At 67.8% G+C, this 24,571-nt stretch carries 24 protein-coding genes; 13 read left to right on the forward strand and 11 right to left on the reverse strand.

Annotated elements, in window-relative coordinates:
• Positions 1-233: 233 nt before the first annotated feature.
• The 12 genes from GVY41_RS07095 (at position 234) to GVY41_RS07145 (ending at position 11,574) form a co-directional block, all read left to right on the forward strand.
• Positions 234-1,055, forward strand: a complete 822-nt coding sequence (locus GVY41_RS07095; RefSeq protein WP_170301145.1) for an IclR family transcriptional regulator — start codon at positions 234-236, stop codon at positions 1,053-1,055.
• Positions 1,056-1,070: 15 nt separating this feature from the next.
• The gene (locus tag GVY41_RS07100; RefSeq protein ID WP_229725973.1) at positions 1,071-2,171 is read left to right on the forward strand and encodes an ABC transporter substrate-binding protein; all 1,101 of its coding nucleotides are present in this window, start codon (positions 1,071-1,073) and stop codon (positions 2,169-2,171) included.
• 53 nt (positions 2,172-2,224) lie between these two features.
• Positions 2,225-3,943 (forward strand): ABC transporter permease, encoded by a 1,719-nt coding sequence (locus tag GVY41_RS07105; RefSeq protein ID WP_161345480.1) that lies wholly within the window; start codon positions 2,225-2,227, stop codon positions 3,941-3,943.
• Positions 3,936-5,012, forward strand: a complete 1,077-nt coding sequence (locus GVY41_RS07110; RefSeq protein WP_161345478.1) for an ABC transporter ATP-binding protein — start codon at positions 3,936-3,938, stop codon at positions 5,010-5,012. Before GVY41_RS07105 ends, GVY41_RS07110 begins: the two co-directional genes overlap by 8 nt.
• Before the next feature lie 2 nt (positions 5,013-5,014).
• Entirely contained in the window at positions 5,015-6,220 is a 1,206-nt protein-coding gene (locus GVY41_RS07115) for a CaiB/BaiF CoA transferase family protein (protein ID WP_161345476.1), read from the forward strand.
• Entirely contained in the window at positions 6,217-7,062 is an 846-nt protein-coding gene (locus GVY41_RS07120; RefSeq protein WP_161345473.1) for an HpcH/HpaI aldolase/citrate lyase family protein, read from the forward strand. The genes GVY41_RS07115 and GVY41_RS07120 overlap by 4 nt, the downstream gene beginning before the upstream one ends.
• A gap of 7 nt (positions 7,063-7,069) precedes the next feature.
• Entirely contained in the window at positions 7,070-8,074 is a 1,005-nt protein-coding gene (locus GVY41_RS07125; protein WP_161345471.1) for a hydroxyacid dehydrogenase, read from the forward strand.
• A 19-nt stretch (positions 8,075-8,093) separates the two neighbouring features.
• Positions 8,094-8,771, forward strand: coding sequence for an RraA family protein (locus tag GVY41_RS07130; RefSeq protein ID WP_161345469.1), 678 nt, complete (start codon positions 8,094-8,096; stop codon positions 8,769-8,771).
• 565 nt (positions 8,772-9,336) lie between these two features.
• The gene (locus tag GVY41_RS20310) at positions 9,337-9,552 is read left to right on the forward strand and encodes a hypothetical protein (protein ID WP_229725974.1); all 216 of its coding nucleotides are present in this window, start codon (positions 9,337-9,339) and stop codon (positions 9,550-9,552) included.
• Positions 9,522-9,680, forward strand: coding sequence for a GMC oxidoreductase (locus tag GVY41_RS20315; RefSeq protein ID WP_229725975.1), 159 nt, complete (start codon positions 9,522-9,524; stop codon positions 9,678-9,680). The genes GVY41_RS20310 and GVY41_RS20315 overlap by 31 nt, the downstream gene beginning before the upstream one ends.
• A 182-nt stretch (positions 9,681-9,862) precedes the next feature.
• On the forward strand, positions 9,863-10,030 hold the full coding sequence (locus tag GVY41_RS07140; RefSeq protein ID WP_161345467.1) for a DUF2256 domain-containing protein: 168 nt from the start codon (positions 9,863-9,865) through the stop codon (positions 10,028-10,030).
• Complete coding sequence (locus tag GVY41_RS07145) at positions 10,027-11,574, forward strand: cryptochrome/photolyase family protein (RefSeq protein WP_161345465.1); 1,548 nt, start codon at positions 10,027-10,029, stop codon at positions 11,572-11,574. Before GVY41_RS07140 ends, GVY41_RS07145 begins: the two co-directional genes overlap by 4 nt.
• Before the next feature lie 9 nt (positions 11,575-11,583).
• Here the strand turns inward: GVY41_RS07145 and GVY41_RS07150 are convergent, their stop codons facing one another.
• From GVY41_RS07150 to GVY41_RS07195, 10 genes are all read right to left on the reverse strand, one after another.
• Positions 11,584-12,261, reverse strand: a complete 678-nt coding sequence (locus tag GVY41_RS07150) for an ABC transporter ATP-binding protein (protein WP_161345463.1) — start codon at positions 12,259-12,261, stop codon at positions 11,584-11,586.
• Positions 12,258-13,463, reverse strand: coding sequence for an ABC transporter permease (locus GVY41_RS07155; protein WP_161345461.1), 1,206 nt, complete (start codon positions 13,461-13,463; stop codon positions 12,258-12,260). Before GVY41_RS07155 ends, GVY41_RS07150 begins: the two co-directional genes overlap by 4 nt.
• On the reverse strand, positions 13,463-14,485 hold the full coding sequence (locus tag GVY41_RS07160) for an efflux RND transporter periplasmic adaptor subunit (protein ID WP_161345459.1): 1,023 nt from the start codon (positions 14,483-14,485) through the stop codon (positions 13,463-13,465). Before GVY41_RS07160 ends, GVY41_RS07155 begins: the two co-directional genes overlap by 1 nt.
• A 332-nt stretch (positions 14,486-14,817) precedes the next feature.
• Complete coding sequence (locus tag GVY41_RS07165; protein ID WP_161656875.1) at positions 14,818-15,063, reverse strand: hypothetical protein; 246 nt, start codon at positions 15,061-15,063, stop codon at positions 14,818-14,820.
• 101 nt (positions 15,064-15,164) lie between these two features.
• A complete protein-coding gene (locus tag GVY41_RS07170) occupies positions 15,165-16,466 on the reverse strand; it encodes a GGDEF domain-containing protein (protein ID WP_161345457.1) in 1,302 nt (433 codons plus the stop codon).
• Between the two features lie 63 nt (positions 16,467-16,529).
• Positions 16,530-17,309: a heme ABC transporter ATP-binding protein gene (locus tag GVY41_RS07175; protein ID WP_161345455.1), complete on the reverse strand. Its 780-nt coding sequence runs from the start codon at positions 17,307-17,309 to the stop codon at positions 16,530-16,532.
• 3 nt (positions 17,310-17,312) lie between these two features.
• Positions 17,313-18,362, reverse strand: a complete 1,050-nt coding sequence (locus tag GVY41_RS07180; protein ID WP_161345453.1) for a FecCD family ABC transporter permease — start codon at positions 18,360-18,362, stop codon at positions 17,313-17,315.
• A gap of 1 nt (position 18,363) precedes the next feature.
• The gene (locus GVY41_RS07185) at positions 18,364-19,206 is read right to left on the reverse strand and encodes a heme/hemin ABC transporter substrate-binding protein (RefSeq protein WP_331250892.1); all 843 of its coding nucleotides are present in this window, start codon (positions 19,204-19,206) and stop codon (positions 18,364-18,366) included.
• A complete protein-coding gene (locus GVY41_RS07190; protein WP_161345449.1) occupies positions 19,206-20,249 on the reverse strand; it encodes a hemin-degrading factor in 1,044 nt (347 codons plus the stop codon). The genes GVY41_RS07185 and GVY41_RS07190 overlap by 1 nt, the downstream gene beginning before the upstream one ends.
• A gap of 60 nt (positions 20,250-20,309) precedes the next feature.
• Positions 20,310-22,301: a TonB-dependent receptor domain-containing protein gene (locus tag GVY41_RS07195; protein WP_161345447.1), complete on the reverse strand. Its 1,992-nt coding sequence runs from the start codon at positions 22,299-22,301 to the stop codon at positions 20,310-20,312.
• Positions 22,302-22,651: 350 nt separating this feature from the next.
• Between GVY41_RS07195 and rsgA the strand changes: the two genes are divergently transcribed.
• Positions 22,652-23,692, forward strand: a complete 1,041-nt coding sequence (gene rsgA, locus GVY41_RS07200; protein WP_161345445.1) for a ribosome small subunit-dependent GTPase A — start codon at positions 22,652-22,654, stop codon at positions 23,690-23,692.
• 34 nt (positions 23,693-23,726) lie between these two features.
• On the opposite strand, the gene GVY41_RS07205 is transcribed toward rsgA, so the two are convergent.
• Entirely contained in the window at positions 23,727-24,557 is an 831-nt protein-coding gene (locus GVY41_RS07205; RefSeq protein WP_161345443.1) for a protein NO VEIN domain-containing protein, read from the reverse strand.
• Positions 24,558-24,571 lie beyond the last annotated feature (14 nt).

Raw genomic sequence — 24,571 nt, forward strand, 5'->3', positions numbered from 1 at the left:
GGACGCTCGCCGGGCCCTATAGGGAATTTCGCCTATATTTTGGGCAAAAACGTCGCAGATTGCTTTCTCTGCGACGTTGATCGGCGCTTTTGTGTTTGAGACGCTCTCTCTGGATCAACCCCACCGGGATCAACTTCATCGCTGCTGGCGATTGGTCGGCCCGCAAGTTTGGCAGTCAGTGCACGCGACATGGGCACAAGGCGCATTCATCAGGCGGCTTGACTCACCGCGCGATGCTGGTCATCATTCAACATACTAACTGCGTTCACTATGCTGAACGATACAGTCTGAACGGCTACGGGGAGGTTGCTGTGAGCGGACGCGGGGTGGAACGGATCCTCGATCTGATTGAATGGTTCGCCGCGCATCCCGCGCCGGCAGCGCTGGCGCATGTCTCCAAGGCTCTGGACCTTCCGAAATCTAGCGCGCTGATGATGCTCCGCTCGCTGGTGGATCGCGGCTATGTGCAGCGCCTTGAGAACGGCAACTACGTGCTCGTCCGGCTGCCGGGCGATGTCTCAGGATCGCGCAGGCCCTGGGGTGCCATCCTCGCACTGGCAACTCCGCATCTGGAGGCGGCGGTTGCCGCCACCGAAGAGTCCGGATTCGTTGCCGTGCTGGAAGGCGGCCAGATCCGCTATCTGAACAAGATCCTGCCAGCGCGCGAGATCCGCTATGACCGCGACATCTCGCGCACGCGCCCGGCGCACCGCGTCGCAAGCGGCATCGTGCTGCTCGCGGCGGAAAGCGAGAGCGCGCTTAATGCCTACTGCCTCGACGCGGCGTTGAGCGATGCCGAAGCGGCAGAGGTCCGCAGGGTCGTAGGCCTAGCCCGCAGGGACGGCTTCTGCCTCAACCTCAAGGGTGTCGTCGAAGGGGCCGCAGGCGTTGCCGCGGCCATCCTTGACGCGCAGGGGCGGGCCGTTGCGGCGATCAACATATCCGGTCCGCAGGCGCGGATCGCCGAACACTCCGACCGGGCCACCCAAGCGGTGCTCGAAACTGCACGCGCCGTCTCGGAGGATATTGGCCGGCGCGCATCCAGAACTATGTGAGGGAGGAAACGTCACATGTCGCCTTATATGAAACTGCTCGGCGCGGCTGCCACGCTTGCCCTGCTCGGCACCGGCGCTTATGCGCAAGACCTGCCAGACTACTATCCCGACTCCTACGGCGACATCGTCGAAGCCTCGCGCAGCGAGGGCGGGCTGATGATCTATTCCAACATGGCTGACAACAACTGGCAGCCGTTGCTCGAGGGCTTCCGGGCGCAGTTTCCCTGGATCACGGTGGAGACGGTCGACCTAGGGTCGGGGACCGTGCATTCCCGCTGGGAGGCGGAGAAGGGCTCCAATGCGCGCACCGCCGACATCCTCGTGTCGGGCGCGAACGATCGCTGGGCCAGCTACGGCAAGGAGGGGCTGATGGAGCCCTACGAGAGCCCTGAGTTCGCCAAGCTTCCCGAATTTGGCCAGCCCTACCCCGGCGTGGCGGTGATGTCCTCCGACCCGCTGGTCATCACCTACAACGCGGCGCTTCTGTCGGAGGACCAGCGTCCCACGGGGTTTGCCTCGCTGGTTGCCGCCGCAGTGTCCGATCCGGGCACCTTTGACGGGCGCATCACCACCTATGACGCGGCCCGCAATTCCTTCGGGCTTGCCGCCTGGTGGAACTACATGAACGAGAAGGGCGATGAGGGCTGGGACAATCTGCGCGCGATCGGCCCGATGATCCGCGGCGAGACCTCGGGCGGCCCGATGAACGAGAAGATCGCCACCGGTGAATATGTCATGGGCATTGCCGTCTCCGGCATCACCATCTTCCCGCGGCTCGAACAGCCTGGCGGCGAGATCCTCGGCTTCGCCTTCCCCGATGACGGCACCATCATCATGCTGCGCGGCATGGGCATTCCCGCCGGGGCGGCCAACCCGAACTCGGCCAAGCTGTTCCTCGACTATGCCCTGAGCACCGAGGGCCAGACCCTCGTCGGCAAGGGCGGACTGGTCCCCTACCGCGAGGACGTGCCGGAAGATCAGGTGCGCTACACCTTCCAGGGCATCTCCGATCTGATCGGGGCCGACAACATGGTGATCGCCGGCTTCGACGAACGCCTGATCACCGAGGCGCAGGCCTTCGCGGACCAGTGGACTGCCGCGATGGGCGGTCAGTAACCTGACCGGCACAGGGCGGCCCGGCGTGGCCGCCCACTCCTAAGGAGAACCCGATGACCGACCTAACCGATGCCGGTGCAGGACGCCCGGCCTTTGACCGATCGCGCCTGATCTTCTGGGGTGTCTCGCTGCTGACCGTCGTGCTGGTCTTCGGCCCGATCCTGCCGATCTTCATTCAGGCCTTTCTCGACAAACCACTCTACGACGCCGACGCCGGCTTCACGCTCGGCAACTTCGGTCGCCTGTTCAGCGAGCCGGGGGTTGGCCGCATCTTCCTCAACACCCTGTATTTCGGGGCGCTCACCATGGCGGTCGCGCAGGTTTTCGGCGCGGTGATGGCCGTCCTCGTCGGGCGCACCAACCTGCCGGGGCGGCGCTGGATGGGCGAGGTCTTCATCTGGCCGCTGTTCGTGTCCAACCTCGTCATCGCCTTCGGCTGGTTCACCATGTATGGGCCCTCGGGCTTCATAACGCTGGCGTCGCGCACCTATCTCGGCGGCGCGCCGTGGAACCTATATTCCGTCACCGGCATGGGGATCGTCGCCGGGTTGAGCCAGGCACCGCTGACGTATCTCATGTGCCTCGCAGCCGTCACCAAGGCCGATCCACAGCTTGAGGATGCCGCCCGCTCCGCCGGCGCCGGCCCGTTCCGCGCGCTCTGGTCGGTGACCATTCCGATGATCCGTCCGGCGATGATCTACTCGGCGGTGCTGAATTTCGTGATCGGCATCGAAATGCTGGCCATTCCGCTGCTGTTCGGGGGGCCAAGCGGCATCCAGACGGTGACGACATTCCTCTATGACAAGGGCATCAACGCCGCCGTGCGCCCCGAATACGGCATCGTCGGCGCTGCGGCGATCCTGCTGCTGATCGTCGTGGCCCTGCTTGTATGGTTGCAGGGCAGGCTGATGCAGGGCGCAGGCCGTTTCGTCACGGTGCGGGGCAAGGCGAGCCGTCCGTCAACGCTGGACCTCGGGCCATGGAAATGGGCGGCCTTCGCCTTCGTGTTCGGCTTCGTCCTGCTCACCATCCTGTCGATCTTCGGCGGCATCTTCCTGCGGTCGGTCGTGACCTTCCTGACCCCGCTGATCCCGATCTGGAAAGTGCTGACCACCGGCAATTTCGAACTGGTGCTCAGCTCTGAAACCTATGTCCGGTCGATCGTCAACTCGGTGGTCGTCTCGGTGGTCGGGGCCGCCATCGGCACCTTCTTCATCGTTGTCATTGCGCTGATCGCCCGGCGGTCCGAATTTCGTTTCCGCCGTCCGCTGGAATATGTGGCGCTTTTCCCCCGCGCCCTGCCCGGCATCATCGCCGGCCTGGGCTTTTTCTACGCGGTGATCTGGATGCCGGGGCTGGATGCGATCCGCGGCACGATCTTCGTGCTGATCCTCGCGTTCGTGGTGCGCTACATCCCGGTCGGCTTTGGCGCCATCGCCCCCGCACTCGCGCAGATCGGCGAAGAGCTGGACCGCGGCGCGCGGATATCGGGTGCCGACTGGTGGACGACGGTGACACGGATCATCCTGCCGATCCTGAAACCCGCGCTGTTCTCCTGCTACGCGCTGCTTTTCATCCACTTCTTCAAGGAATACGTCACCGCGGCGTTCCTCTACCAGCCGGGCTCCGAAATCATCGGCACCACCATGCTGCAGCTTGTGGCGCAGGGCGACAACGGCCCCGTCTCGGCGCTTGCCACCATTCAAGTCATCATCACGGCGCTGTTCGTCTTCCTGGCGCGCCGCCTGCTGGGAGCCAAGATCTATGGCTGATCTCATTATCGAGAACCTCACGATCAAATACGGCGGGGTCACCGCCGTCGAGAACCTGAGCATCAACGTGCCGTCGGGAGAGTTCCTGACACTGCTTGGCCCCTCGGGCTGCGGCAAGTCCACGACACTCTTCGCCGTCGCGGGCCTCAACCATGCCACCTCGGGCATCATCCGGGTCGGCGACCGCATCCTGTTCAACGGTGACAGCAAGGCAGCCGTCCCGCCCGAGCGGCGAAACATCGGGCTGGTGTTCCAAAGCTACGCCCTGTGGCCGCACAAGACGGTGGCCGACAACCTCGCCTTCCCGCTTATCCTGCGCAAGATGGGCAAGTCGGAGCGCGACGAGCGGATCAAGGAGGCGCTCGGGCTGGTCGAGATGCTGCCCTATGCCGAGCGATATCCCTTCGAGCTGTCGGGCGGCCAGCAGCAGCGCGTCGCGCTGGCGCGGGCGCTGGTCTACCGCCCGCCGCTGCTGCTGCTCGACGAGCCGCTCTCCAACCTCGACGCCAAGCTGCGCGAGCGGGCCCGCGTCTGGCTGCGCGAGCTGCAGGAGCGGCTGAAGGTCACCACCGTCTACGTGACCCATGACCAGTCCGAAGCCCTTGCCGTGTCGGACCGGATCGCGGTGATGAGCATGGGGCGGATGCGGCAGCTCGGCTCGCCGCGCGAGATCTACGAGACGCCTGCCGACAGTTTCGTCGCAGACTTCATCGGCTCGTCGAACTTCCTGGGCGCTCGGATGATCGAGAGCGGCGCCGACCATGCGCTGGTCGAACTGGGCGATGGCACGCGGCTCACAACCGCACCGGGACGGGCCGCGGCAGATGGCTCCCTGGTGGTTGCCGTGCGGCCAGAGCGGATCTCGGTCGCAACCGCGGAGGGCCCCAACACATTGCGGGCGAAAGTGGAACAGAAGGTCTACCTCGGCTCGGTCTGGCAGTATGTGGTCCGCAGCGGCCCGGTCGAATTCCGAATCCAGACCACCTTCGAGATCGATGCCCCCGAAGTGTTGCTGCACATCCCCGCCGATGCCTGCGCCCTTTTCAGCGAAAAGCCGGTGGGGAACTGAGGATGCGCACGAAGGACAATCCCATCCGCTTCGACGCCGCGGCGCAGGGGCCACTGGCAGGGGTGCGGGTGATCGACCTGTCGCGTCTGGTGGCCGGCAACATGCTGTCGCTGCAGCTGGCCGACTTCGGCGCCGACGTGGTGAAGGTCGAGCCGCCGCAGGGTGACCCCCTGCGCGACTGGCGCGACAACGGACAGTCGCTGCACTGGAAGACCTATGGGCGCAACAAGCGGTCCCTGGTGCTCAACCTGCGTCAGCCGCAGGCGATGCAGGCGCTGCGCCGGTTGCTGGAAGGCGCCGACATCTTCGTGGAGAATTTCCGCCCCGGCACGCTGGAGGAGATGGGCCTCGGCCCCGAGGTGCTGCTGGCCCTGAACCCGCGTCTCATCACCGTGCGGATCTCGGGCTTCGGCCAGACCGGCCCCTATGCGGAACTGCCGGGCTTTGGCACGCTGGTCGAGGCGATGAGCGGTTTCGCCGCCCGCACCGGCTTTCCCGACCGCGAGCCGGTGCTGCCGCCCCTGGCGCTGGCCGACATGATTGCCGGGCTGACCGGTGCCAATGCCGCGATGATGGCGCTCTTCGCCCGCGAACGCGGCATGGCGGCCGGGCAGGTGATCGACCTGTCGCTGCTGGAGCCGATCTTCGCCTCGCTGGGGCCTGAGGCGGCGATCTATCGCCAGACCGGAGAGGTGAAGAAGCGTGCTGGCTCTGCCTCCAACACCGTATCCCCGCGCAACGTCTACAAATGCAGCGATGGCAAGTTCGCGGCGCTCTCGGGTTCCACTCAGGTGGTGGCGATGCGCATCTTCGACACCATCGGGCAGCCCGAGTTGAAGACCGATCCACGCTTTGCCACAAATGCGGCGCGGGTGCAGCACCGGGATCTTGTCGACGCGGCGGTCGGTGCCTGGTTCCTGACCCGCGACCGCGACACGGCGCTGGCCGAGATGCGGGCGCAGGGTGCCACCGTGGGTCCGGTCTACGACATTGCCGACATTGCCGAAGACCGCCACTTCACCGAGCGCGAGATCGTCGTCGAGGTGGAGGATGCCGACAACGGAAGCCTGCCGATGCACAACATCTTCCCGCGCTTCTCGCAGACACCGGGCGTCTGGCGGCTGCCCGCGCCGTCGCTTGGCGAGCATTCCGCTGAAATCCTCGCCGAGATCGGCATGTCGCAAGCGGATCTGGAGGGCGGCGCATGATCCGCTCGCTGCTCTACGTTCCCGGCAACACGCCCCGGTTCCTGGAAAAGGCTGCCTCGCGCGGGGCCGACGCGATCATCATCGATCTCGAGGATGCGGTCCCGGAAGCTGCAAAGACCGCCGCCCGCGATGACCTGGCGCAGAGCGTTCCGCAGGTCGGACAGGGCGGGGCCGAAGTCTTTGTCCGGGTCAACATGACGGGCCGGCTGCTGGACGATGCCGAAGCTGCCTGCCGGGCCGGCGCCTCCGGGCTCTACCTGCCGAAGGTGAGCGGCTCCGCGATCCTTGAACAGCTTGCGGCGCACCTCGCGCCGATCGAAGCCGAGACCAGCCGCGCGCCGATGCACTTCGTGCCGCTGATCGAGGATGCCGAGGGCCTGTTCGAGGCCCGCGCCATCGCCAAGGGCCCGCGCGTGCTGGGGCTTTCGTCGGGCGCCGAGGATCTTGCCACCTCGATGGGCGCAAAACCTTTGCCCGAGGTGCTGCGCCTGCCAAAGCTGATGATCCACTACGCCGCCAAGGCGGCCGGTGTCCTGTCCTTCGGCCTGTTCCGCAGCACAGTCGATTTCACGGACACGGGCGCGATCCGCGAGGCCGCGAAAGAGGCGCGCGACCATGGCTTCGACGGGGCAAGCTGCATCCATCCCAGCGTCGTTCCGGTGCTGAATGAAGCCTTCGCGCCCACCGAGGCCGAGATGATCTGGGCGCGCAAGGTCCTGGCTGCCGCGAGCGAGGAAACCGCCGCAGGCCGCGGTGCCTTCATGTTGGAGGGCGTCTTCGTCGACGCCCCCATCGTCACACGGGCGGAACGACTTGTCGCCCGGTTCGCCCGTCAGACATAGGACGCTCATGGACATTTCTTCCCCCAACGGCTCCGGTCGCAGCCGCCGTGTGCTGGTCAGCCATACCCAGATCGCCGAAAGCGCCATACAACTGCTGAACGCGCATGACATCGACGTGTTCTTTTCCCCGCCCTACGATCCGTCCGATGTCGTCGCCGCCCGCGCCGCAGACCTGCAGATCGACGCGCTGATGGTCCGGCAGGGCAGGATCGACGATCAGGTGATCGGGGCTTCGCCAAAGCTGCGGGTGATCGTCAAGCACGGCGTCGGGGTCGACAACATCGACATCGCCGCGGCAACGGCGCGGGGCATCCCGGTGCTGCGCTCGCTAGGATCGAACTCGCGCGCAGTCGCCGAACACGCCATCGCGCTGGCTCTGATGCTGGTGAAGGAAATCCAGCCGTTGAACGCCGCCGTGAAGGCCGGGGGCTGGCCCAAGCCGACCTTCATCGGCAAGGACTTCAAAGGAGCGACCATGGGCCTGATCGGCTATGGCGGGATCGGGCGCGAGACGGCGCGGATGGCACAGGCCCTGGGCATGGAGGTCGTGGTGCATGACCCCTATGCCGCCGACGCCATCCAGGCCGACGGCTTTGCCGTGGCCGAGATCGACGCCATGTTGCCCGCTCTCGACATTCTCAGCCTGCATTGCCCGTTGACCGCGGCGACGCGAAATCTGATCGACGCGCGGCGGCTGGCGCTGATGAAAGCCACCGCGGTGATCGTCAATACCGCCCGCGGCGGGCTGATCGACGAGGCGGCGCTGGCCTTGGCGTTGGCAGAAGGCCGAATTGCCGCTGCGGGTCTCGACAGCTTTGCGCAAGAGCCACCCGCCGCGGACAATCCCCTCTGGCCTCTCCCCACCCTCACCGCGACGCCGCATGTCGGCGGCGTTACCACCGGCTCGGCGCGCTCGATGGCAGAGATCGCCGCGCGCCACATCATCAGCGTGCTCGACGGCAATCCGCCGGACCCGCGCAGCCTCGCCCTCGCATCGGAACTGTCGGCCTGACCGGCCGGGAAAGGACATCATGGCCTACGGCTTCAGGATCAAGCAAAGTTGGACCCGGATTGACGCAAGGATGGTCGGGGCCTTCCGCGAACTGCCCGTTGCGAATGTCAGCGATGCGATGCAGCGCCTGCCCGGCTTCGGGCCGGACTTCCGCCCGATGCATCGCACCGGCGTGCTGGCAGGACCGGCGCTGACGGTGCGAACCCGCCCCGGCGACAACCTGATGTTGCACAAGGCCATCGACATGGCCGAGCCGGGCGACGTGATCGTCGTGGATGCGGGCGGTGATCTGACCAATTCGCTGATGGGCGAGTTGATGCTGGCCCATGCGATCCGGCGCGGTGTCGCGGGCTTCGTGCTTGGCGGGGCCATCCGGGACGCCGAAGCCTTCCTCGCGCGCAACCTGCCTGTCTATGCGCAAGGCATCACCCATCGCGGGCCCTACCGGACCGGCCCCGGCGAGATCGGTTTCCCGATCCGTCTCGGTGCGGCGCTTGTGGCACCGGGCGATCTGGTGCTGGGGGATTTCGACGGCGTGCTGTCGGTGCCGACGGATCGGGCCGAACAGGTGCTGACGGCAACGCGGGCGAAGAACACCGCGGAGCAAAAACAGATGGCTGCGACCGAAGCCGGTACCCTGGACCGCGCCTGGGTCGACCAGGCGTTGAGGGAGTCGGGTTGCGAATACCTGGACTGACATGCCGCCGGATATCCCGCTCGCCCTGAGGCCGGCAAAGCGCATCGACCGATGCAGTCGCTCAACGGGGCAAAGCCCGGCCTACCCAAACCGCTTGCCCCGGTCACACCCTCTCCTACATCTGTCACGCAAGACTGTCACATTGCGGGACGTTTACGCTCCGGCCGCCACCGCCGGAGCCAGCTTCCACAAGCTTTTGAAGTTGATACGATTTTTTCGATCTTGCATTTGCAAGCGTGTCTGCGTGCGTCGGGATACCGGGTGATGGGAGGACAGGAAGCACCTGATACTCCTGGTTCAGCGGCTTTTGGCGAGCACCTACCCCGATTTTGCCTTGTGCATCCGGAAGCTTGGCGCGGTGGACGGGGTAGGACGCAGACCGACCGAGGCGGTGACCGGTTCGCCGTCAGCTCCTCTCGCCCCGCCGGCGCCGCGGGATCCTGGCAGCGGAAGCTGAGCACCCCACCTGGCGAAGGTCGACCAGCCCAGGCTCTGCACGCCCTCTCCACGTCCCGGCGTGCTCCAGGCCGCTGACCTGATAGCGCGATCTGGCAAGCCAGTCGGGGTGAAGGTCCTGCGCCGCCTTGCCGGTGCCCCCTCGCTGGCGCGGATCGTCGAGGCGGACCTGCTGCCGGGGTTTGCAGTGCAGGACGACGCGGATTTGCTGGCCGATTGCCGCGCCCGTGCCGGGACGGTGTTCCACCCGGTCGGCTACCTGCAAGATCGGGCCCGGACCCGGCGCAAGATGTCGTGGACCGCCGGCTGCGGGCGCGTGGGCTGACGGGGCTTCGGGGGGTGGATGCCTCGATCTTTTCGACCCTGGCTTCGGGCAATACCAACGCCCCGGTGATCATGGCGGCGGAAAAGGCGGCCGATGTGATCCTGGCCGACCAGCCGCATTTCAGGTAACCGGCGGTCACCCTGACACTGCGCTTCCGGCCGACCACCGTCCCCATGGACAAGCCACCGAACCCGCTGTCCGTGATCGGCACAAGGGTTCTGGCCCAGGCGGCTCTCGAATATCCAGTGGTCCTCACCGAAACCCGCGCCATATGGGGGGAACCAGAACGCCAGAGCCGCAGGACCGCCCGATGCCCAAGATGCGCAAGAAATCCGAACTGCCGACCAAGGTCTGCGTAGTCTGCGGCCTGCCCTTCGCCTGGCGCAAGAAGTGGGAGCGGGATTGGCAGCAGGTGACCCACTGCTCGGATCGCTGCCGCAGCGCCGCGAAGGCCGCGCGGCCGAAGGTGCCGGCATGAGGCGGCTTCGCTTCGTTCTCGGGGATCAGCTGACGCGGGGCCTGTCCTCGCTGGCGGATCTCGACCCGGCGCAGGATGTGGTGCTGATGGTCGAGGTCGCGGCCGAGGCGCGTTATGTGCCGCATCACAGGCAGAAGATCGCATTTGTGCTATCGGCCATGCGGAATTTCGCCAAGAGCCTGAAATCTGAAGGCATAAATGTTGACTATGTGACACTGGACGACCCGGAAAATACCCACAGTTTCAGCGGCGAGATTGCGCGCGCGGTGGTGCGCCATGCGCCCGCCTCGGTCGTGGTGACCGAGCCCGGCGAGTGGCGGGTGCTGCAGATGATACAGGACTGGGACCTGATCTGCCCGGTGGAGATCCGCCCCGACGACCGCTTCTTCTGTTTGGGCGCCGAGTTCGCGGCCCTCGCCAAGGCCGGCAAGACCAGCCGGCTGGAGTTCTTCTACCGCGAGATGCGCCGCCGGACGGGCCTTTTGATGGCAGGCGAGGGCCCGGAGGGGGGCCAGTGGAATTTCGACCCCGAGAACCGCAAGTCGCTGCCCCGTGGTCACCAGCCCCCGCCGCGCCGTCGGTTCGAGCCCGATGCCATTACCGCCGAGGTGCTGGCGCTCGTCGAAACCCGCTTCGATCACCACTTCGGCGACCTCACGCCCTTCGGCTGGGCCGTCACCCGCGAGGGCGCGCTGCAGGCGCTGGACCATTTCATCGCCGGTTGCCTGCCGGACTTTGGCGACTATCAAGATGCGATGAAGGCGGGCGAGGATTTCCTCTATCACAGCCTGATTTCTCCCTACCTCAACATCGGCCTCCTGACCGCCCGCGAGGTCTGTGACCGGGCCGAGGCCGCCTACCGCGCCGGCGATGCCCCGATCAACGCGGTGGAGGGGTTCATCCGCCAGATCCTCGGCTGGCGCGAGTTCGTGCGCGGCATCTACTGGACCGAGATGCCGGGCTATGCCCGGACCAACCACCTGAACGCCGCCCGCGACCTGCCCGCGCTCTACTGGACGGGTGACACGCAGATGCACTGCATGGCCGATTGCATCGCCGCCACCCGCCGCCATGCCTATGCCCATCACATCCAGCGGCTGATGGTCACCGGCAACTTCGCCCTTCTGGCCGGGGTATCGCCGCCGCAGATCGAGGAGTGGTATCTGGCGGTCTATGCCGATGCCTATGAGTGGGTGGAGCTGCCCAACGTGCATGGGATGGTGATGCATGCCGATGGCGGGCGGATGGGGTCGAAGCCCTATGCCGCCTCGGGCGCCTATATCAACCGGATGTCGGATTACTGCAAAACCTGCGCCTATGATCCCAAGGTCAAGCTTGGCCCCACGGCCTGCCCGTTCAACTACCTCTACTGGAACTTCCTGATCGAGAACGAGGCGGTGCTGTCGCGCAACCTGCGCATGGCGATGCCCTACAAGACGCTTGCCAGGATGCCGGACGGGCAACGGGCCGACATCGCCCGGTCCTCGCAGGCGTTTCTGGACAGCCTGCCGGTGTGGACCGGGGAAAGTCCCCCGCACGAGTAGCCCCTGCCCCTATCCCGTCACCAGCCCGTCGCCCACCACGATCTTCCGCCGGCACAGGCCCGCGATCTTCTCGTCATGGGTCGAGATCAGGAAGGTCGTGCCCTCGTCCCGGTTGATCTCGGCGATCAGGTCCATGACCTGCATGGCCGAGGCGCGGTCGAGGTTGCCGGTCGGCTCATCTGCAAGCACCAGCTCGGGCCGGTTCATCAGCGCGCGGGCCACCGCCACCCGCTGCTTCTGCCCGCCCGAAAGATTGGCCGAGGGGAAGTCGATCCGTTCCGCCAGCCCCATCCGCGTCAGCAATTCGCGCCCGCGCGCCCGGGCGGCGGCGGTCTCGCGCCCTTCGCGCACCGCCGTCGGGAACACCACGTTCTCCAGCGCGGTGAAGTCGGGCAGCAGGTTGTGGAACTGGAAGACGAAGCCGATATGGCGGTTGCGGAACTCGGTCAGCTCGGTGTCATCTGCGGCGACAAGATCCGTTCCCAGCATGGCATAGCGCCCGGATGTCGGCTTCATCAGCGTGCCGAGGATCGTCAGCAGCGTGCTCTTGCCTGACCCCGATGGCCCCAGCAGCGCCGCCATCTCGCCTGCCTCCAGCACCAGCGACAGGCCGCGCAGCACCCGCGTCTCGGCCTCGCCCGTGCCGAAGGTCTTGATGAGGTCCGACACCTCCAGCAGCACGGTCATTGGCCGATCGCCGTGACCGGATCGACCCGTGCCGCGGCGCGCGCCGGCAGGATCGAGGCGAGGATGGCACCGATCACCGTGAGCGTGATCGCAAGACCATAGGAGCCCTGGGTGATGTCCATCGGCAGGGTGCCGACCTCGAACTCCTCGCGCGACGGAAACGGCAGCAGCGCCAGATAGCCAAGCGCCGCGCCGGTGACCCCGCCCATCAGCCCGACCAGCGCGCCTTGCGTCACGAAGACGAAGACCACGAAGCCGCGGCCTGCCCCCATCGCCCGCATGATTCCGATCTCGGGGCGGCGGCGGTAGGTGGACAGCAGCAGCGCCGAGGCGACGCCGATCACGATGGTGATCAGCGCGAAGGATTTGAGGAAGATCCCGGTCTGCGCCTGCGCGTCCAGCGCCTCCAGCAGCTGTTCGGCGCCCTCGGTCCAGGGTTCGGCATCAAGCCCGGTCAGCGCCGCGATGCGCAGCGCAGCGGCATCGGCCTCGTTGAGGTCGCGCAGCTTGATCTCGATCCGCGTCACCCCTTGGGGCAGCGCGAACAGCGTGCGCGCGGTGGAGAGGCTGACATAGATGCTGCTGGCGTCGATCAGCCCGTTGCCGGTGTCATAGAGCCCGCCAAGCGTCAGCACCGCCGACTCGCCGGTCGAGGATTGCAGCCGCACCGTCTGCCCCAGCCGCAGCGACATGTCCTCGGCCAGCGTCTCCCCCAGCACCACCAGACCCGAGCCAAGGCGCACGGAGCCCTGGGTCATGTAGCCGTCCAGATCGAGGATGTCGGATTCGCGCCCCGGCTCCAGCCCGGTCACGCTGACCTGCGCCACCTGCGCCCCGCGCGCCAGAAACCCTGCGCCGGTGATCTGCGGCGACACGGCGATCACCCCCGGCACCGTCTCGATCAGCGGAATGAAGGTCGCGGCCTCGGACAGCGAGGCGGTGCGGGCGCGGCCGCGTTCGATCACTGCCAGAACATGGCCATCGGGGTGGATCAGGATCGCGGGGTCAGGATCCTCGGCCGCAATCGTCACATGGCTGAGGTCGCCCACGGTGCGCGACAGGATGAACTCTGCCAGCCCGCCGATCAGCGCCGACATGAAGATGAAGATGAACACCCCCACCGCCACCCCCAGCACCAAAAGCGCGGTCTGCGCCTTGCTGGCGGTCAGGTAGCGCGCGGCGATCTTGAGCGCGTAGAGCATCAGGGGGCCGTCCCGCGCACGGCCTGCCCGTCGCTGATGCCGGCCGCATCAAGGATCAGCACCTCGCCCGGCGCCAGCCCGTCCGTCACGATCAGCCGCGCGGCGGGCCAGTCGATCACCGACACCGGGCGGCGCCGGGCCACGCCATCGGCAAGCATGAACACCGCCGCGCCGGCCTCGCCCGACTGGATCGCGGCACGGGGCGCGGTCAGGGCAGCCTCCAGCGCCTCCACGACGATGTTGGCGGTCACGGTCAGGCCGACGGGGGCTGTCACCGGGTCCTCAAAGCTCAGCTCGATGGCAAGGCCGCCCGTCGCCGCATCGACCTGCTGCGAGACGAAGTCGATCCGGCCATCCCGCAGCAGCGTCTCGCCCGCCAGCTGCAGCACGGCCGCCTGTCCCTTGCGCAGCTGGGTGGCATAGGCCTCGTCGACATCGGTCTCGACGATCAGTTCGCCAAGGTCGGCAATCGTCATCAGCGCTGTCGAAGGGTCGATGCTCTGCCCCGGCTCGACAGTCAGCGCCAGCACCGTGCCCGTCATCGGGGCGTGAAGCGTGTAATCCGCCAGCTGCACCTGCGCCTGATCGACCAGCGCCGTGCCGCGCGCCACCTCTTGCGCCGCCGACTGAACCGCGCGTTCGGCAGTCTCGAGCGTGGTCAACGAGACATTGGCGCCAAGCGCCCTCGCCCGGGCCAGCGTATCTTGCGCCTGCGCCTCGGCCACCAACGCGCCATCCAGCCCCGCAATCGCCTGCCGAAGGGCCGCCTGCGGCGCGGCGGCGTCGATGCGCGCCAGTTCCACGCCCGCCTGCACCTCATCGCCCTCGGCGACGCCCAGAGCCTCGATCCTGCCGCCCACCAAAGAGCGGATGTCCACCGAATGGCGCGCGGCGATCCGGCCATTCGTCGCCAGCACACGCGTGACCGGGGCCATCGCCACCAGTTCCACCGGCACCGGCGTTGCTCCGGTTGTCCAAGGCTGAAGGTAGAGCACCGCTGTCAGCCCCCCCGCAAGCGCCATGCAGAGTGCCCAGACCCGGCCGCTTCGTCCCCGTCGCTCTGGCGCGGGCGCCCGCGTCGCCGGCAAGCCGGGTTTCCCGGTCACCGGGGCCGCAGCTGCTGCCCTGTCCGCAACATCCGTCTCTTGCTGTGCTACCGACACGGATCCGTCCTGTTCTGGGCCCAAGCTCCCGCAGTCCAGCGACGGACCGGCGGGTGGCTTTCAGAACGTAGCCTGCGCGAGGACGGCCTGCGTTGATGTGGATCATGGGGCGCAGGCGCAAGCGCGTCGGGACTTCAGCGCCCGCGCTTCGGCCATCGGGGCCCAGACCGTGCCGCGGCAGTCCGCCCGGCTCAATCCCCCGAGGCGTAAAGCAGCGCGATATCGCGGTGATAAAGCTCGCAAGGCCCGATCTCGGCCCGCAGGACAGCCTGCACCGGCTCCAGCACCACGGCGCAGCCGTTTGCAAAGCGATATTCGCGGTCGCCATTGGCAAGGCGGCTCTGGACCGGCACCTCGTCCATCGGGCGGGTGGTCGTGGTTTCGGTCTGGGTGCAAGCGGCGGCAAGCAGCAGCAAGACAAGCGGGATTGATTTCATCGATCGGTCCTCCGGGTTCCAAGGCCTAACGAAGATGTGAGCCTCCGGTTCAATGCGCCGGACGTCTCAGGCAGCCTTGGGCGGAAAAGCGCCGCGCAGCCTCAGCCCCCGCGCACCACCACCCGGTTGCGGCCGCCGGCCTTCGCCTCATAGAGCGCGCCATCGGCCACGCGGATCAGCGCCTCGGGCGCGGCAGGCGCGGCGCAGAAGGCCATGCCGAAGCTCAGCGTGACGGCGGTTCCCGTGCCTTCCGCCTCGAAGACTGCCGCGATGGCAAGGCGCAGGCGCTCGGCCACGGCGGCGGCGGCCTCCGGGCCGGCATCGTTCAGGATCAGCGCGAATTCCTCGCCACCATAGCGGAACACAAGGTCATCGGCCCGGGCCTCGGACGCCAGCACCTCTGCCACCCGGCGCAGCACCCGGTCGCCCTCGACATGGCCATAGGTGTCGTTGATCCGCTTGAAATGGTCCACGTCCCCCATCAGCAGCGCGAAGCCGGGTCCGCCCGCGGTCAGCGCCCCCAGCCGCGCCCCCAATGCCGCATCGAACTCGCGCCGGTTCAGCAGCGCGGTCAACCCGTCGCGCCGTGCATGCTCGGCCAACTGCTCGCGCTGCTCCTGAATGGTGCGGGTCATGGTGTTGAAGGCCTCGGCAACGGCGGCCAGTTCCGGTGGCACGGTGATCTGCACCGGGGTGTCATGGCGGCCCGAGGCGAAGCGCCTGGCCCCCGCAACCAGCTCATCGGCGCTGAGCACGATGGCCCGGTTCACGATGAAGGCGCCGAGGCCCATCATCCCCAGCGACATCAGGATTGCGCCAAGCGCCCCAAGCTCCAGGCGCCGGAAGGCCAGCAGCGCCGCGGCATGGCTGGCCTCGCTTTCGGCGCGCATCCGGTCCAGCACCGCCTCCAGCCGGCGGGCGGCGACGGGCAGCTCGCGCTCGACGGCCAGCACCTGCTGCAGGTCGGCGACATTCGGCGCCACGCTGCCGCGCGGGCGCGCAAGGACCGCGCCCGCATCGGCAAAGGCCCTGTCCCATTCCTGCCGCGCAGCCTGAACCTGTCCGGCATTCGACACCGAGGCGGCGGCCTCCAGCCGCGCAAACTGTGCCCCGATGCGGTCGGCGGCGGCGTCGAAGGTTTCGCGCTGCGCGACATCGCCGGTCAGCACATAGGCGTTCAACGCTTCGGAAATCGTCCAGTAATCGCCCTGGATCCGCTCAAGACTGATCAGCAGGTCATGCTGGCGGGCCAGCACATCGCGGAAGGGCTGCACGATGGTCTGGTGATAGACCGCATAGCCCGCCACGGCGCTGGCCAGCAGCGGCAGCAGCGCGCAGACCATTGCCAGCGCGATCCAGCTGCGCAGCGACTGGCGGCGGAAGAATTGCATGGGGCGGGACATGAAGGCCTCGGGCTGGGGATGTGCCGCGGGTACGCCACATCCGTGCGGCCCCGTCAAGCAAGCTCAGCCCAGCCGCGCGGCCTGCGGCAGCAGCCAGATCCCGCCCGGCGGCGCGGTGTTCACGCAAAGCTGGCAGCGATAGGCACCCGACAGCAGCGGACCCGTCATCACCTCGGCCGGTCGGCCAGCGGCGGCGATCCGGCCCTCGGCCATCAGCACCATGCGGTCCGCGTGCATCGCGGTCAGGTTCAGATCGTGCATCACCGCGACCACGCCGCCCCCCGCATCGGCAAAGCGCCGCAGCACCGCCATCACCTGCAGCTGGTGGCCAATGTCCAGGCTGGCGACGGGTTCATCGACGAACAGCCAGCACGGATACTCCGCCCGCCGCGCCTGCCAGACCTGCGCGCGCACCCGCGCCAGATGCCCCCGCGCCTGCTCGCCTCCCGACATGTCCTGAAAGAAACCGTCGATCTTTGGGCTCAGGCCCACCTCCTCCACCGCCGCCTCGACGATGCCGGGCAGATGCGCCGCATGGCCCGCCTCATGCCCCATCCGCACGATCTCGCGCAGCGTGAAGGGAAAGCCAACGGCGGTGGCCTGCGGCAGCACCGCCCGGCGCAGCGCCAGTTGGCGGGGGGTCAGATCCGCCAGCCGCACGCCGTCGAGGCTGATGGAGCCCGGCCCCGGCAGATCCCGCGTCAGCCGCCGCAGCAGCGTGGTCTTGCCCGACCCGTTCGGCCCGACGATGGCGGTGATGTGGCCGGGGCGGGCCTCGAAATCCACCCCGTGCAGGACATCGCGCCCGCCAAGGCTGGCCCCCAGATCGGCTGCCAGAAGCATGGCTCAGATCTCCATCGTGGCGCGGCGCGCAAGCAGGATCCACAGGAACACCGGCGCGCCGATCAGCGCCATGATGATGCCGATCGGCAGTTCGGCCGGGGCCACCACGACGCGCGAGAAGGTGTCGGCGCCGATCAGCAGCGTGGCGCCGAAGAGGGCGGCCGCGGGCAGCAGGGTGCGATGGTCGGGCCCGATGGCAAGGCGCAGGATATGCGGCACCACGATGCCGACGAAGCCGATGCCGCCCGACACCGCGACCGAGGCGCCGGTCATCGCCGCCACCGCCAGGATCGCGCCGCGCTTGACCGCCTCCACCGGCACGCCCAGATGCCGCGCCACCGCCTCGCCAAGCGCCATCGCGTTCAGCCCGCGCGCCAGGAACGGCGCGGCGGCAAGGCCCGCGATCAGCACCGGCGCGGCGGCCCAGACCTTGACCCAGTTCGCCCCTGCCAGCGAGCCGAGGCCCCAGAAGGTCAGGTCGCGCAGCTGGTTGTCATCGGCCAGATAGATCAGCACCCCCGTCGCCGCCCCCGCCAGCGCCCCCAGCACGATCCCCGCCAGCAGCATGGTGGCGATCGAGGTGTGGCCGCGCAGGCTGGCGACACGGTAGAGGATCAGCGTCGTCGCCCAGCCGCCGAAGAAGGCAAACAGCGACACCATGTACATCCCCGTCACCGCCTGCACCGCCGCGGGCATGACGCCCCCCAGCACGATGGCGATCACCGCGCCAAGCCCGGCGCCCGCCCCCACGCCCACCAGCCCCGGATCGGCGAGCGGGTTGCGGAACAGCCCCTGCATCAGCGCGCCCGACACCGCCAGCGCCGCCCCGACCAGCATCCCCAGGATCAGCCGCGGCAGGCGGATGTCCAGCAAGATCGCCCGCTCCGCCGGGTTCAGCTCGCGCGTGAACAGCTCCCACGGCAGCAGCCCCGACGCGCCGATGCTGAGGCTGAGGCAGGCCATCGCCGCCAGCAGCAGCGCAAGGCCGGTCGTGACCGCCGGCACCGCAAGGCGCGGGGCGCGGATGGCGGGGGTGAAGGGGATGGCGGTCATCTCACGGCGCGTCCGGATAGAGCGCGGCGTGCAACGCGGCAATCGCGTCGGGCGTGCGCGGGCCGAAGCCCAGCAGGAAGGTGCCAGGCATCCGCACAACATGCCCGCCCAGTGCCGCGGGCGTCTGCGCCAGCGCCGGATGGGTCAGGTATTCGTCATCACCATGCGAGCTTGCGCCCTCGCCCCGCTCCATCGCCAGGATCACGTCGGGGGCGGCGACGGCTATGGCCTCATCGGTCAGCGCAGTGTAGCCCTCGAAGCTGTCGATGGCGCTGGTGCCGCCCGCCAGCTCGATCATCGCGGCGGCGGCGGTATCGGTGCCCGCCCCCATCAGCCGCCCGCCGCTGTTGCCCAGGATGAACAGCACCCGCGGCGGCGGCCCGTCTTCGGCAGCAACCTTCGCCAGCGCCGCCTGCATCTGCGCGTCCAGATCGGCCGCCAGCGCCTCGCCCTTGTCGGGCACGCCCATGGCCCCGGCCACGCTGCGCACCTTGGCCAGCACGCCTGCGGGGCTGTAGTCGTCGGGCACCGTCACCGTCGCCACCCCCGCCCCTGCCAGCGTGTCCAGCGTCTCCGCCGGTCCAGCCCCCGACTCCATCAGGATCAGCTCGGGCGAGACCGACAGCACCCCCTCGGGCGAGAGCGCGCGCATGTAGCCGACATCGGGCAGCGCCTCCACCTCGGCGGGAAAGGTCGAGGTGCTGTCGCGCCCGACCAGCCGGCCCTGCTCGCCCAGCATATAGACGATCTCGGTGACCGACCCGCCGATGGCCAGCACCCGCTCCTGCGCCGCTGCGCCAAGGGGCAGCAGGGCCAGCGCGGCGCCCAGAAGAAGACGCGACATCATGCCTCCACCGCTTCCAAGCCGGGCAGCTCTGCCACCAGCGCGTTCCAGCCCGCCGCTGCCTCGTCGCCGGCGCGCAGCACGCCGAAGATCTGCGCGATCAGCGCGCCGCGCGCGTCAAAACACTCCACCGAATGCGCCGGGCCCCGCTGGGTGTTCTTCACCACCGCATAGGTCTCGGCGATATGGTCCATCCGCAGATGCAGATCGAAGCCGGGGTCCAGCACGTTGATCCAAGGCCCCAACTCGACCACGCGGGTGATCGGGCCGGTATGGATCTCGATCATGCCGCGGTTGCCGACGAAGACCATGATCGGCACGGCGGTTTCCGCAGCCCTGTGCAGCAGCGCCTCCACCGATTTCGGCGCCAGCTGCCGCACATAGGGCGCGCCTGCGATGCGGTAGGCCCCCAGCCGGTTCATCTTCAGCCGCGAGGTCAGGCGCATGAACTGGTGGGTATCGGTCATCTCGTCCCAGCCCTGCCGCAGCTCCTCGGCCCGGTCGGGGTTGGCCTTGGGCACCTCGGGCGGCTGGCGGGGCGAGAGGTCCAGCACCTGGCCCTGATCCTCCAGCCGCAGCGCCGCGACGAAGGGCGCCCAGTGCGCGGCATCGCTTTCCGCGCGCAGGTGGATCTTGTGGACGGCATCCCCTGCCGCATCGAAGACCTGCACCGACCGGCGCGGACCGCTCGGCCCCGCCTCGTCCATCGCAAAGGCATGGACCCAATGGCCGGGGAACAGCCGCAGGTCGATGGTCTCGTTCACCACCAGCGCCGCATGGGGGCCGGGGCGGTAGTCGTCATAGATGCCGACCTTCTCGATCACGCAGCTGTCGTTGCGGGTCAGCGCCATCACCGGGCCGAAGGCCGTGAGCAGCGGCATGATCGCATCGGGATGCGCCGCGATGCGCGTGGCCTCGGCCCCCACCAGCGCGGCGCAAATCTCGGCCTCGGCGATGCCAAGGCTTTCCGCCAGATCACGGGCGCGCATCTTCGGCTCTGCCGCACGGGCGGCGCGGATCTCTTCGGGGCTGGGGGCGCTCATGGCGGGTCCTTTCTGGCATGGGTGGACAGGAGGGCCAGCGCGGCCCTCCCGGAACAAGGATCAGAATTGCAGGCTGGTGCCGACATAGAGGGTGCGGCCCTGCCCCTTTTCGCCCGAGGACAGCCACGGCACGTAATCGGTGTCGAAGGCGTTCTCGATCTTGGCATTCAGCTGCACGGTGTCGTTCAGCTTGTAGCTGGCGAAGAGGTCGACCAGTTCATAGCTGTCGTCGCGCTGATAGGGCGTGCTGTCATAGGTGTCGGTGTAGAGCCCGCCCGAGACGAAGCTGTATTCCGCCCCCAGCGTCATGCGGTCCTGCAGGAAACGCCCGGCAATGCTGGCCGAGAGCGTGGAGTCCGGCAGGTATTGTCCGGCACCGAGGCCCGGGGTCTGGCTGGGGATGTCGCTGTCATTCTTGGTGTAGGACAGGCCCAGATCCAGCTGGCGATACGAATAGGCCAGCTCGACCTCGACCCCGCTGGTTTCGGAAATGCCATCGACGTTGACGAAGGCCACCCCGGACTGGCCGAAGGCATTGGTGAAGGCGAAGCTGGTGGCGACATAGTTGTCGACATCCATCCGGTAGTAGTTCACCCGGCCTGACAGACTGTCGCCGCTGGCGAACAGGTCCTGGCGGTCGAGGTTGAAGCCAAGCTCGAAGCCTTCCGAGGTTTCCGCCTCCAGCTCGGGGTTGGCGATCATGCCAAAGCCGCCGCCCGGATGGCTGCCGCCCAGCATGGTTTCCTGCAGCGTCGGCGAGCGCATGGTGCGCGAGACGGTCGCATAGGGCTGGAACCAGTCGGTCACGCGGTAGGCCACTGTCAGCTTGGGATCGACCGAGGTGTTCTTGATGTCGATATCGCCCTGCGAGGCCTCGCCGTCGAGCGCATATTCATTGGCGCGCAGGCCGGCGGTCAGCTCCCACTTGCCATTGACGAAGATGTTTTCCGAGAAGATCGAGGCGCGGTCCGCGGTGCCATCGGTCGGGTTCACCCCGCCCGTCTTGCCGCCCAGCTCGTCCTGCGAAATCTCGAACCCGTTGACACTGGTCAGCGACCAGTTCCCGAAGGCGAAGCGCGAGGTATTGGTCAGGTCGAAGCCCGTGGTCTCGGTCGACAGTTTCCGCCCCACATAGGAGCCGGTACCGCCCACCCATTCGGTCTCGGTCTCCGCCCGGTAGAGGTTCGCCTTCAGGTCGATCAGGTTGTCGCCCGCGTCATAGCTGTAGCCCAGCTTGTAGATGTCGGAAGTCAGCTCCTGATCATAGCTGGTGGCGAAGAAGTCGCTGTCATAGCGCGAGGCCATGAAGGTGACGCGCTGGCTGGCATCGATGTTGTAGCCCAGCTTGAACAGGCCCGAGACCACATCCTCATCGGTATTGGCCACGGTGTCGCCGTTGCCATCCTCGTAATCGTCCGACAGGTGGCGGCTGTAGCCCAGCAGCATGTCGAAGCGGTCATCGCGGTAGGCCACCGCCGCCATGCCCGAATGGTTCTGGCCATTGTCGCCATAGGTCAGCCGCGAGATGCCGCCGAAGCTCTGCCCGTCCCGCACCACATCCGCCGCGTCGATGGTCGAGAAGTTGACCGACCCGGCAATGCCGGTGCCGCCCGTAGTGGTGACCGCGCCGCGGATGATCTCGACCCCGCCGAGGAAGTTCTCATCGACGAAGGCGGCGCTTTGCGCGGCATGGCCGGTCAGGCGGAACTGCTGGGGCACCCCGTCCACAGACATGGCGACGCGGCCCGAGCCCTCGAACCCGCGCAGGTTCACCGCGATACCGGGGTTGCCGGGGTCTTGTTGCGTGAAGACCGAGGTCTGGCGGCGCAGGGTGGTGTTCAGATCGGTGACGCCGACGCCCGACTGCAGGTCCTCCGCGTCCAGGCTGGTGGTGTTCTCACCGGCGAAGATCGGCGCGCCGTCCTCGTCATAGCCGACGATCACGATGGTATCGAGCTGGATGGTCTCTTGCGCGGCCAGCGGGGCGGCGGCAAGCGTCAGGCAGGTTGTGCCCAGCAGAACGGCGGCAAGATGCCGGTGGGAAGGTCGCATCGGGTGGTCCCCCAGAGAAGCGGTTGCTGGCTTCGCTGGCGGAGGTGCTGGCGTTGGCGATTGGAATATGTGCGGGATTTCGCTTATCTGAGTAAACTAGTCAAGTACAGTTGCGACGGAATGTTCAGGGCAGTGTGCCGCGGCTTGCAGAGGCCGCCGCGCAGGCGTAAAATAGCGGCGGCGGCAAGGCTGCCGCCGAAACCATCGCCGCAAAGGAGAGGACATGTCAGAGCTTGCATCCCTCCGGGCCAGGGCCGTCTGAGCGGGCCATCCGCCGCCGCCCTGCCCGTCTGATCGTCACCGGCGCCCAACCCGGCGCCAGCCTTTCAGTCTTTTGCGAGGGCCTTCCCTTGAACCCCACTCCTACGCTCGCCGGTCTCGGCTGGGCTGCCGATTTCCTGCGCCAGCTTGCCCTGGACGAGATCGGCACCACCACCCCATGCCGCATCTGCGCCGTCCACAGGGACCGCCTCGGCGCCCTGTCCGAGGACGGCCCGCTGTCCCTGACCCTGCCCCCGGGCCAGTCCACCGCCGACATCGGCGTCGGCGACTGGGTGCTGGCCGAGGGGCCGCGCCTGCTGCGGGTGCTGGACCGCCGCACCAACCTTGCCCGCCGCGCGCCCGGCACCGGTGCCGGGCGGCAGCTGATCGCGGCCAATGTCGACACGCTATTCGTGGTCACCTCCTGCAACGCAGACTTCAACCCGGCGCGGCTGGAGCGCTACCTTGCGCTGGCGATCAGCGCCGGGGTCACGCCGGTGATCGTGCTGACCAAGGCCGACCTTGCGGATGACCCCGAGGACTGGCGCGCACGGGCCGAGGCGGTGACCCGCCGCGTGCCCGTGCTGGTGCTCGATGCGCTGGCGCCCGATGTGGGCGCGCGGCTCGCCGACTGGTGCCGCCCCGGTCAGACGGTGGCGCTGGCCGGCTCCTCGGGCGTCGGCAAGACCACGTTGGCCAATGCACTGGTGGGCGCCGCCCACCCCACCGCCGGCATCCGCGAGGACGACGCGAAGGGCCGCCACACCACCACCGCCCGGCACCTGCTGGCGCTGAACGGCGGCGGCTGGCTGATCGACACGCCGGGAATGCGAGAGCTGCGCCTTACGGATGCCGAAGAAGGGATCGCCGCGGTGTTTGACGATCTGGACGCGCTCGCCCGCACCTGCCGCTTCGGTGACTGCACCCATCAGTCCGAACCGGGCTGCGCCCTCCGCGCCGCGGTGGAGGCGGGTGATCTGGACCCGGGGCGCGTGCTGCGATGGGAAAAACTGCGCCGCGAGGACCGCTACAACTCGGAAACGCTGGCCGAGGCCCATAGCCGCGACCGCGCGTTCGGCCGCATGACCCGCCGGGCGCTGCGCGACAAGACAAGGCGGCGCGAGGGCTGAGCGCGTCGGCCCCCGGCCCGGCAGCCGGGGGCCATCAGTGAAAGCTGGCCTGAAAGCTGCTCGCGGTCAGCGACACATGCGCCTCCAGCGGTGGACGCAATTCGAACGCCCTCGGCACGCGCGCGAAATTCCACAGCCGCATCAGGCACCAGTCGGCCCGGCGCTCTTCCGCCACCGCCAGCTCATTGCGCGAAATGTGGAAGGGAGTGCGCTCCCAGCCATTCGTCGTCTTCACCTCGATCAGCCGCGGCCGACCATCCGGCGCGTAGCTTTCGATGTCATAGCCCGCGCCGTCGCCCTCCTCCTCCGAGACCCAGCGCACCTTGCAGGCCAGATCGCCGCGCCCGGCATCGGTCAGCGCGGCCCTTTCATGCGCCAGCACCCGCGCCTCGCCAGCCCGGCCGAGGGCCCGGTTGCTTGCGTCGCGCGCCGCCACGTCGAACTTGCGCGCGATGTGCAGCATCTGCTCCAGCTCGGCCGGCGGGGGCTGGTTCGAGTGGGTGGGCGGCGGCCCGATCCACAGCGGGGACGGCGCAGCCATGCCCCCCTGCTGCGCGTCCGGCATCCGGGCAAGCCAGGCAGGATGCAGGGCGAGCCAGCGCGCCACGGCATCGACCAGCGCCATCTGAAAATTGAAGGCGGGCTTGTAACCACCGATCCAATCTTCACCAAGCCCCTTCAACACCGCGCTGATGTTCTGATGCTTGAACTCGATGGAGCTACGGTTGCGATCTATGCTTCCCTGCAAATCGCGGTTGTGCGCTGCCTTGTTGTAGGGACGCCGCGCGACATCCGCGGCCAGCATCGCGAAATAATCCGCGACGATCAGGTCATTCTCGGCATCTGTCCAGGGCCCGCTCGGCATCGCGCCAGGCTAGA

The sequence above is a fragment of the Frigidibacter albus genome (assembly GCF_009908165.1).
GTDB classification, from domain to species: domain Bacteria; phylum Pseudomonadota; class Alphaproteobacteria; order Rhodobacterales; family Rhodobacteraceae; genus Frigidibacter; species Frigidibacter albus.

Excerpts from the sequence above, each read along its gene's own strand:
- GVY41_RS07195 (WP_161345447.1), bottom strand. The coding sequence starts at position 22,301 with ATGCGACCTTCCCACCGGCATCTTGCCGCCGTTCTGCTGGGCACAACC.
- GVY41_RS07150 (WP_161345463.1), bottom strand. The coding sequence starts at position 12,261 with ATGACCGTGCTGCTGGAGGTGTCGGACCTCATCAAGACCTTCGGCACG.
- GVY41_RS07145 (WP_161345465.1), top strand. The coding sequence starts at position 10,027 with ATGAGGCGGCTTCGCTTCGTTCTCGGGGATCAGCTGACGCGGGGCCTG.
- GVY41_RS07190 (WP_161345449.1), bottom strand. The coding sequence starts at position 20,249 with ATGAGCGCCCCCAGCCCCGAAGAGATCCGCGCCGCCCGTGCGGCAGAG.
- GVY41_RS07130 (WP_161345469.1), top strand. The coding sequence starts at position 8,094 with ATGGCCTACGGCTTCAGGATCAAGCAAAGTTGGACCCGGATTGACGCA.
- GVY41_RS07180 (WP_161345453.1), bottom strand. The coding sequence starts at position 18,362 with ATGACCGCCATCCCCTTCACCCCCGCCATCCGCGCCCCGCGCCTTGCG.
- GVY41_RS07140 (WP_161345467.1), top strand. The coding sequence starts at position 9,863 with ATGCCCAAGATGCGCAAGAAATCCGAACTGCCGACCAAGGTCTGCGTA.
- GVY41_RS07115 (WP_161345476.1), top strand. The coding sequence starts at position 5,015 with ATGCGCACGAAGGACAATCCCATCCGCTTCGACGCCGCGGCGCAGGGG.
- GVY41_RS07125 (WP_161345471.1), top strand. The coding sequence starts at position 7,070 with ATGGACATTTCTTCCCCCAACGGCTCCGGTCGCAGCCGCCGTGTGCTG.
- GVY41_RS07170 (WP_161345457.1), bottom strand. The coding sequence starts at position 16,466 with ATGTCCCGCCCCATGCAATTCTTCCGCCGCCAGTCGCTGCGCAGCTGG.
- GVY41_RS07100 (WP_229725973.1), top strand. The coding sequence starts at position 1,071 with ATGTCGCCTTATATGAAACTGCTCGGCGCGGCTGCCACGCTTGCCCTG.
- GVY41_RS07185 (WP_331250892.1), bottom strand. The coding sequence starts at position 19,206 with ATGTCGCGTCTTCTTCTGGGCGCCGCGCTGGCCCTGCTGCCCCTTGGC.
- GVY41_RS07095 (WP_170301145.1), top strand. The coding sequence starts at position 234 with ATGCTGGTCATCATTCAACATACTAACTGCGTTCACTATGCTGAACGA.
- GVY41_RS07205 (WP_161345443.1), bottom strand. The coding sequence starts at position 24,557 with ATGCCGAGCGGGCCCTGGACAGATGCCGAGAATGACCTGATCGTCGCG.
- GVY41_RS07110 (WP_161345478.1), top strand. The coding sequence starts at position 3,936 with ATGGCTGATCTCATTATCGAGAACCTCACGATCAAATACGGCGGGGTC.
- GVY41_RS07165 (WP_161656875.1), bottom strand. The coding sequence starts at position 15,063 with ATGAAATCAATCCCGCTTGTCTTGCTGCTGCTTGCCGCCGCTTGCACC.
- GVY41_RS07175 (WP_161345455.1), bottom strand. The coding sequence starts at position 17,309 with ATGCTTCTGGCAGCCGATCTGGGGGCCAGCCTTGGCGGGCGCGATGTC.
- GVY41_RS07105 (WP_161345480.1), top strand. The coding sequence starts at position 2,225 with ATGACCGACCTAACCGATGCCGGTGCAGGACGCCCGGCCTTTGACCGA.
- GVY41_RS07160 (WP_161345459.1), bottom strand. The coding sequence starts at position 14,485 with ATGGCGCTTGCGGGGGGGCTGACAGCGGTGCTCTACCTTCAGCCTTGG.
- GVY41_RS07120 (WP_161345473.1), top strand. The coding sequence starts at position 6,217 with ATGATCCGCTCGCTGCTCTACGTTCCCGGCAACACGCCCCGGTTCCTG.
- GVY41_RS07155 (WP_161345461.1), bottom strand. The coding sequence starts at position 13,463 with ATGCTCTACGCGCTCAAGATCGCCGCGCGCTACCTGACCGCCAGCAAG.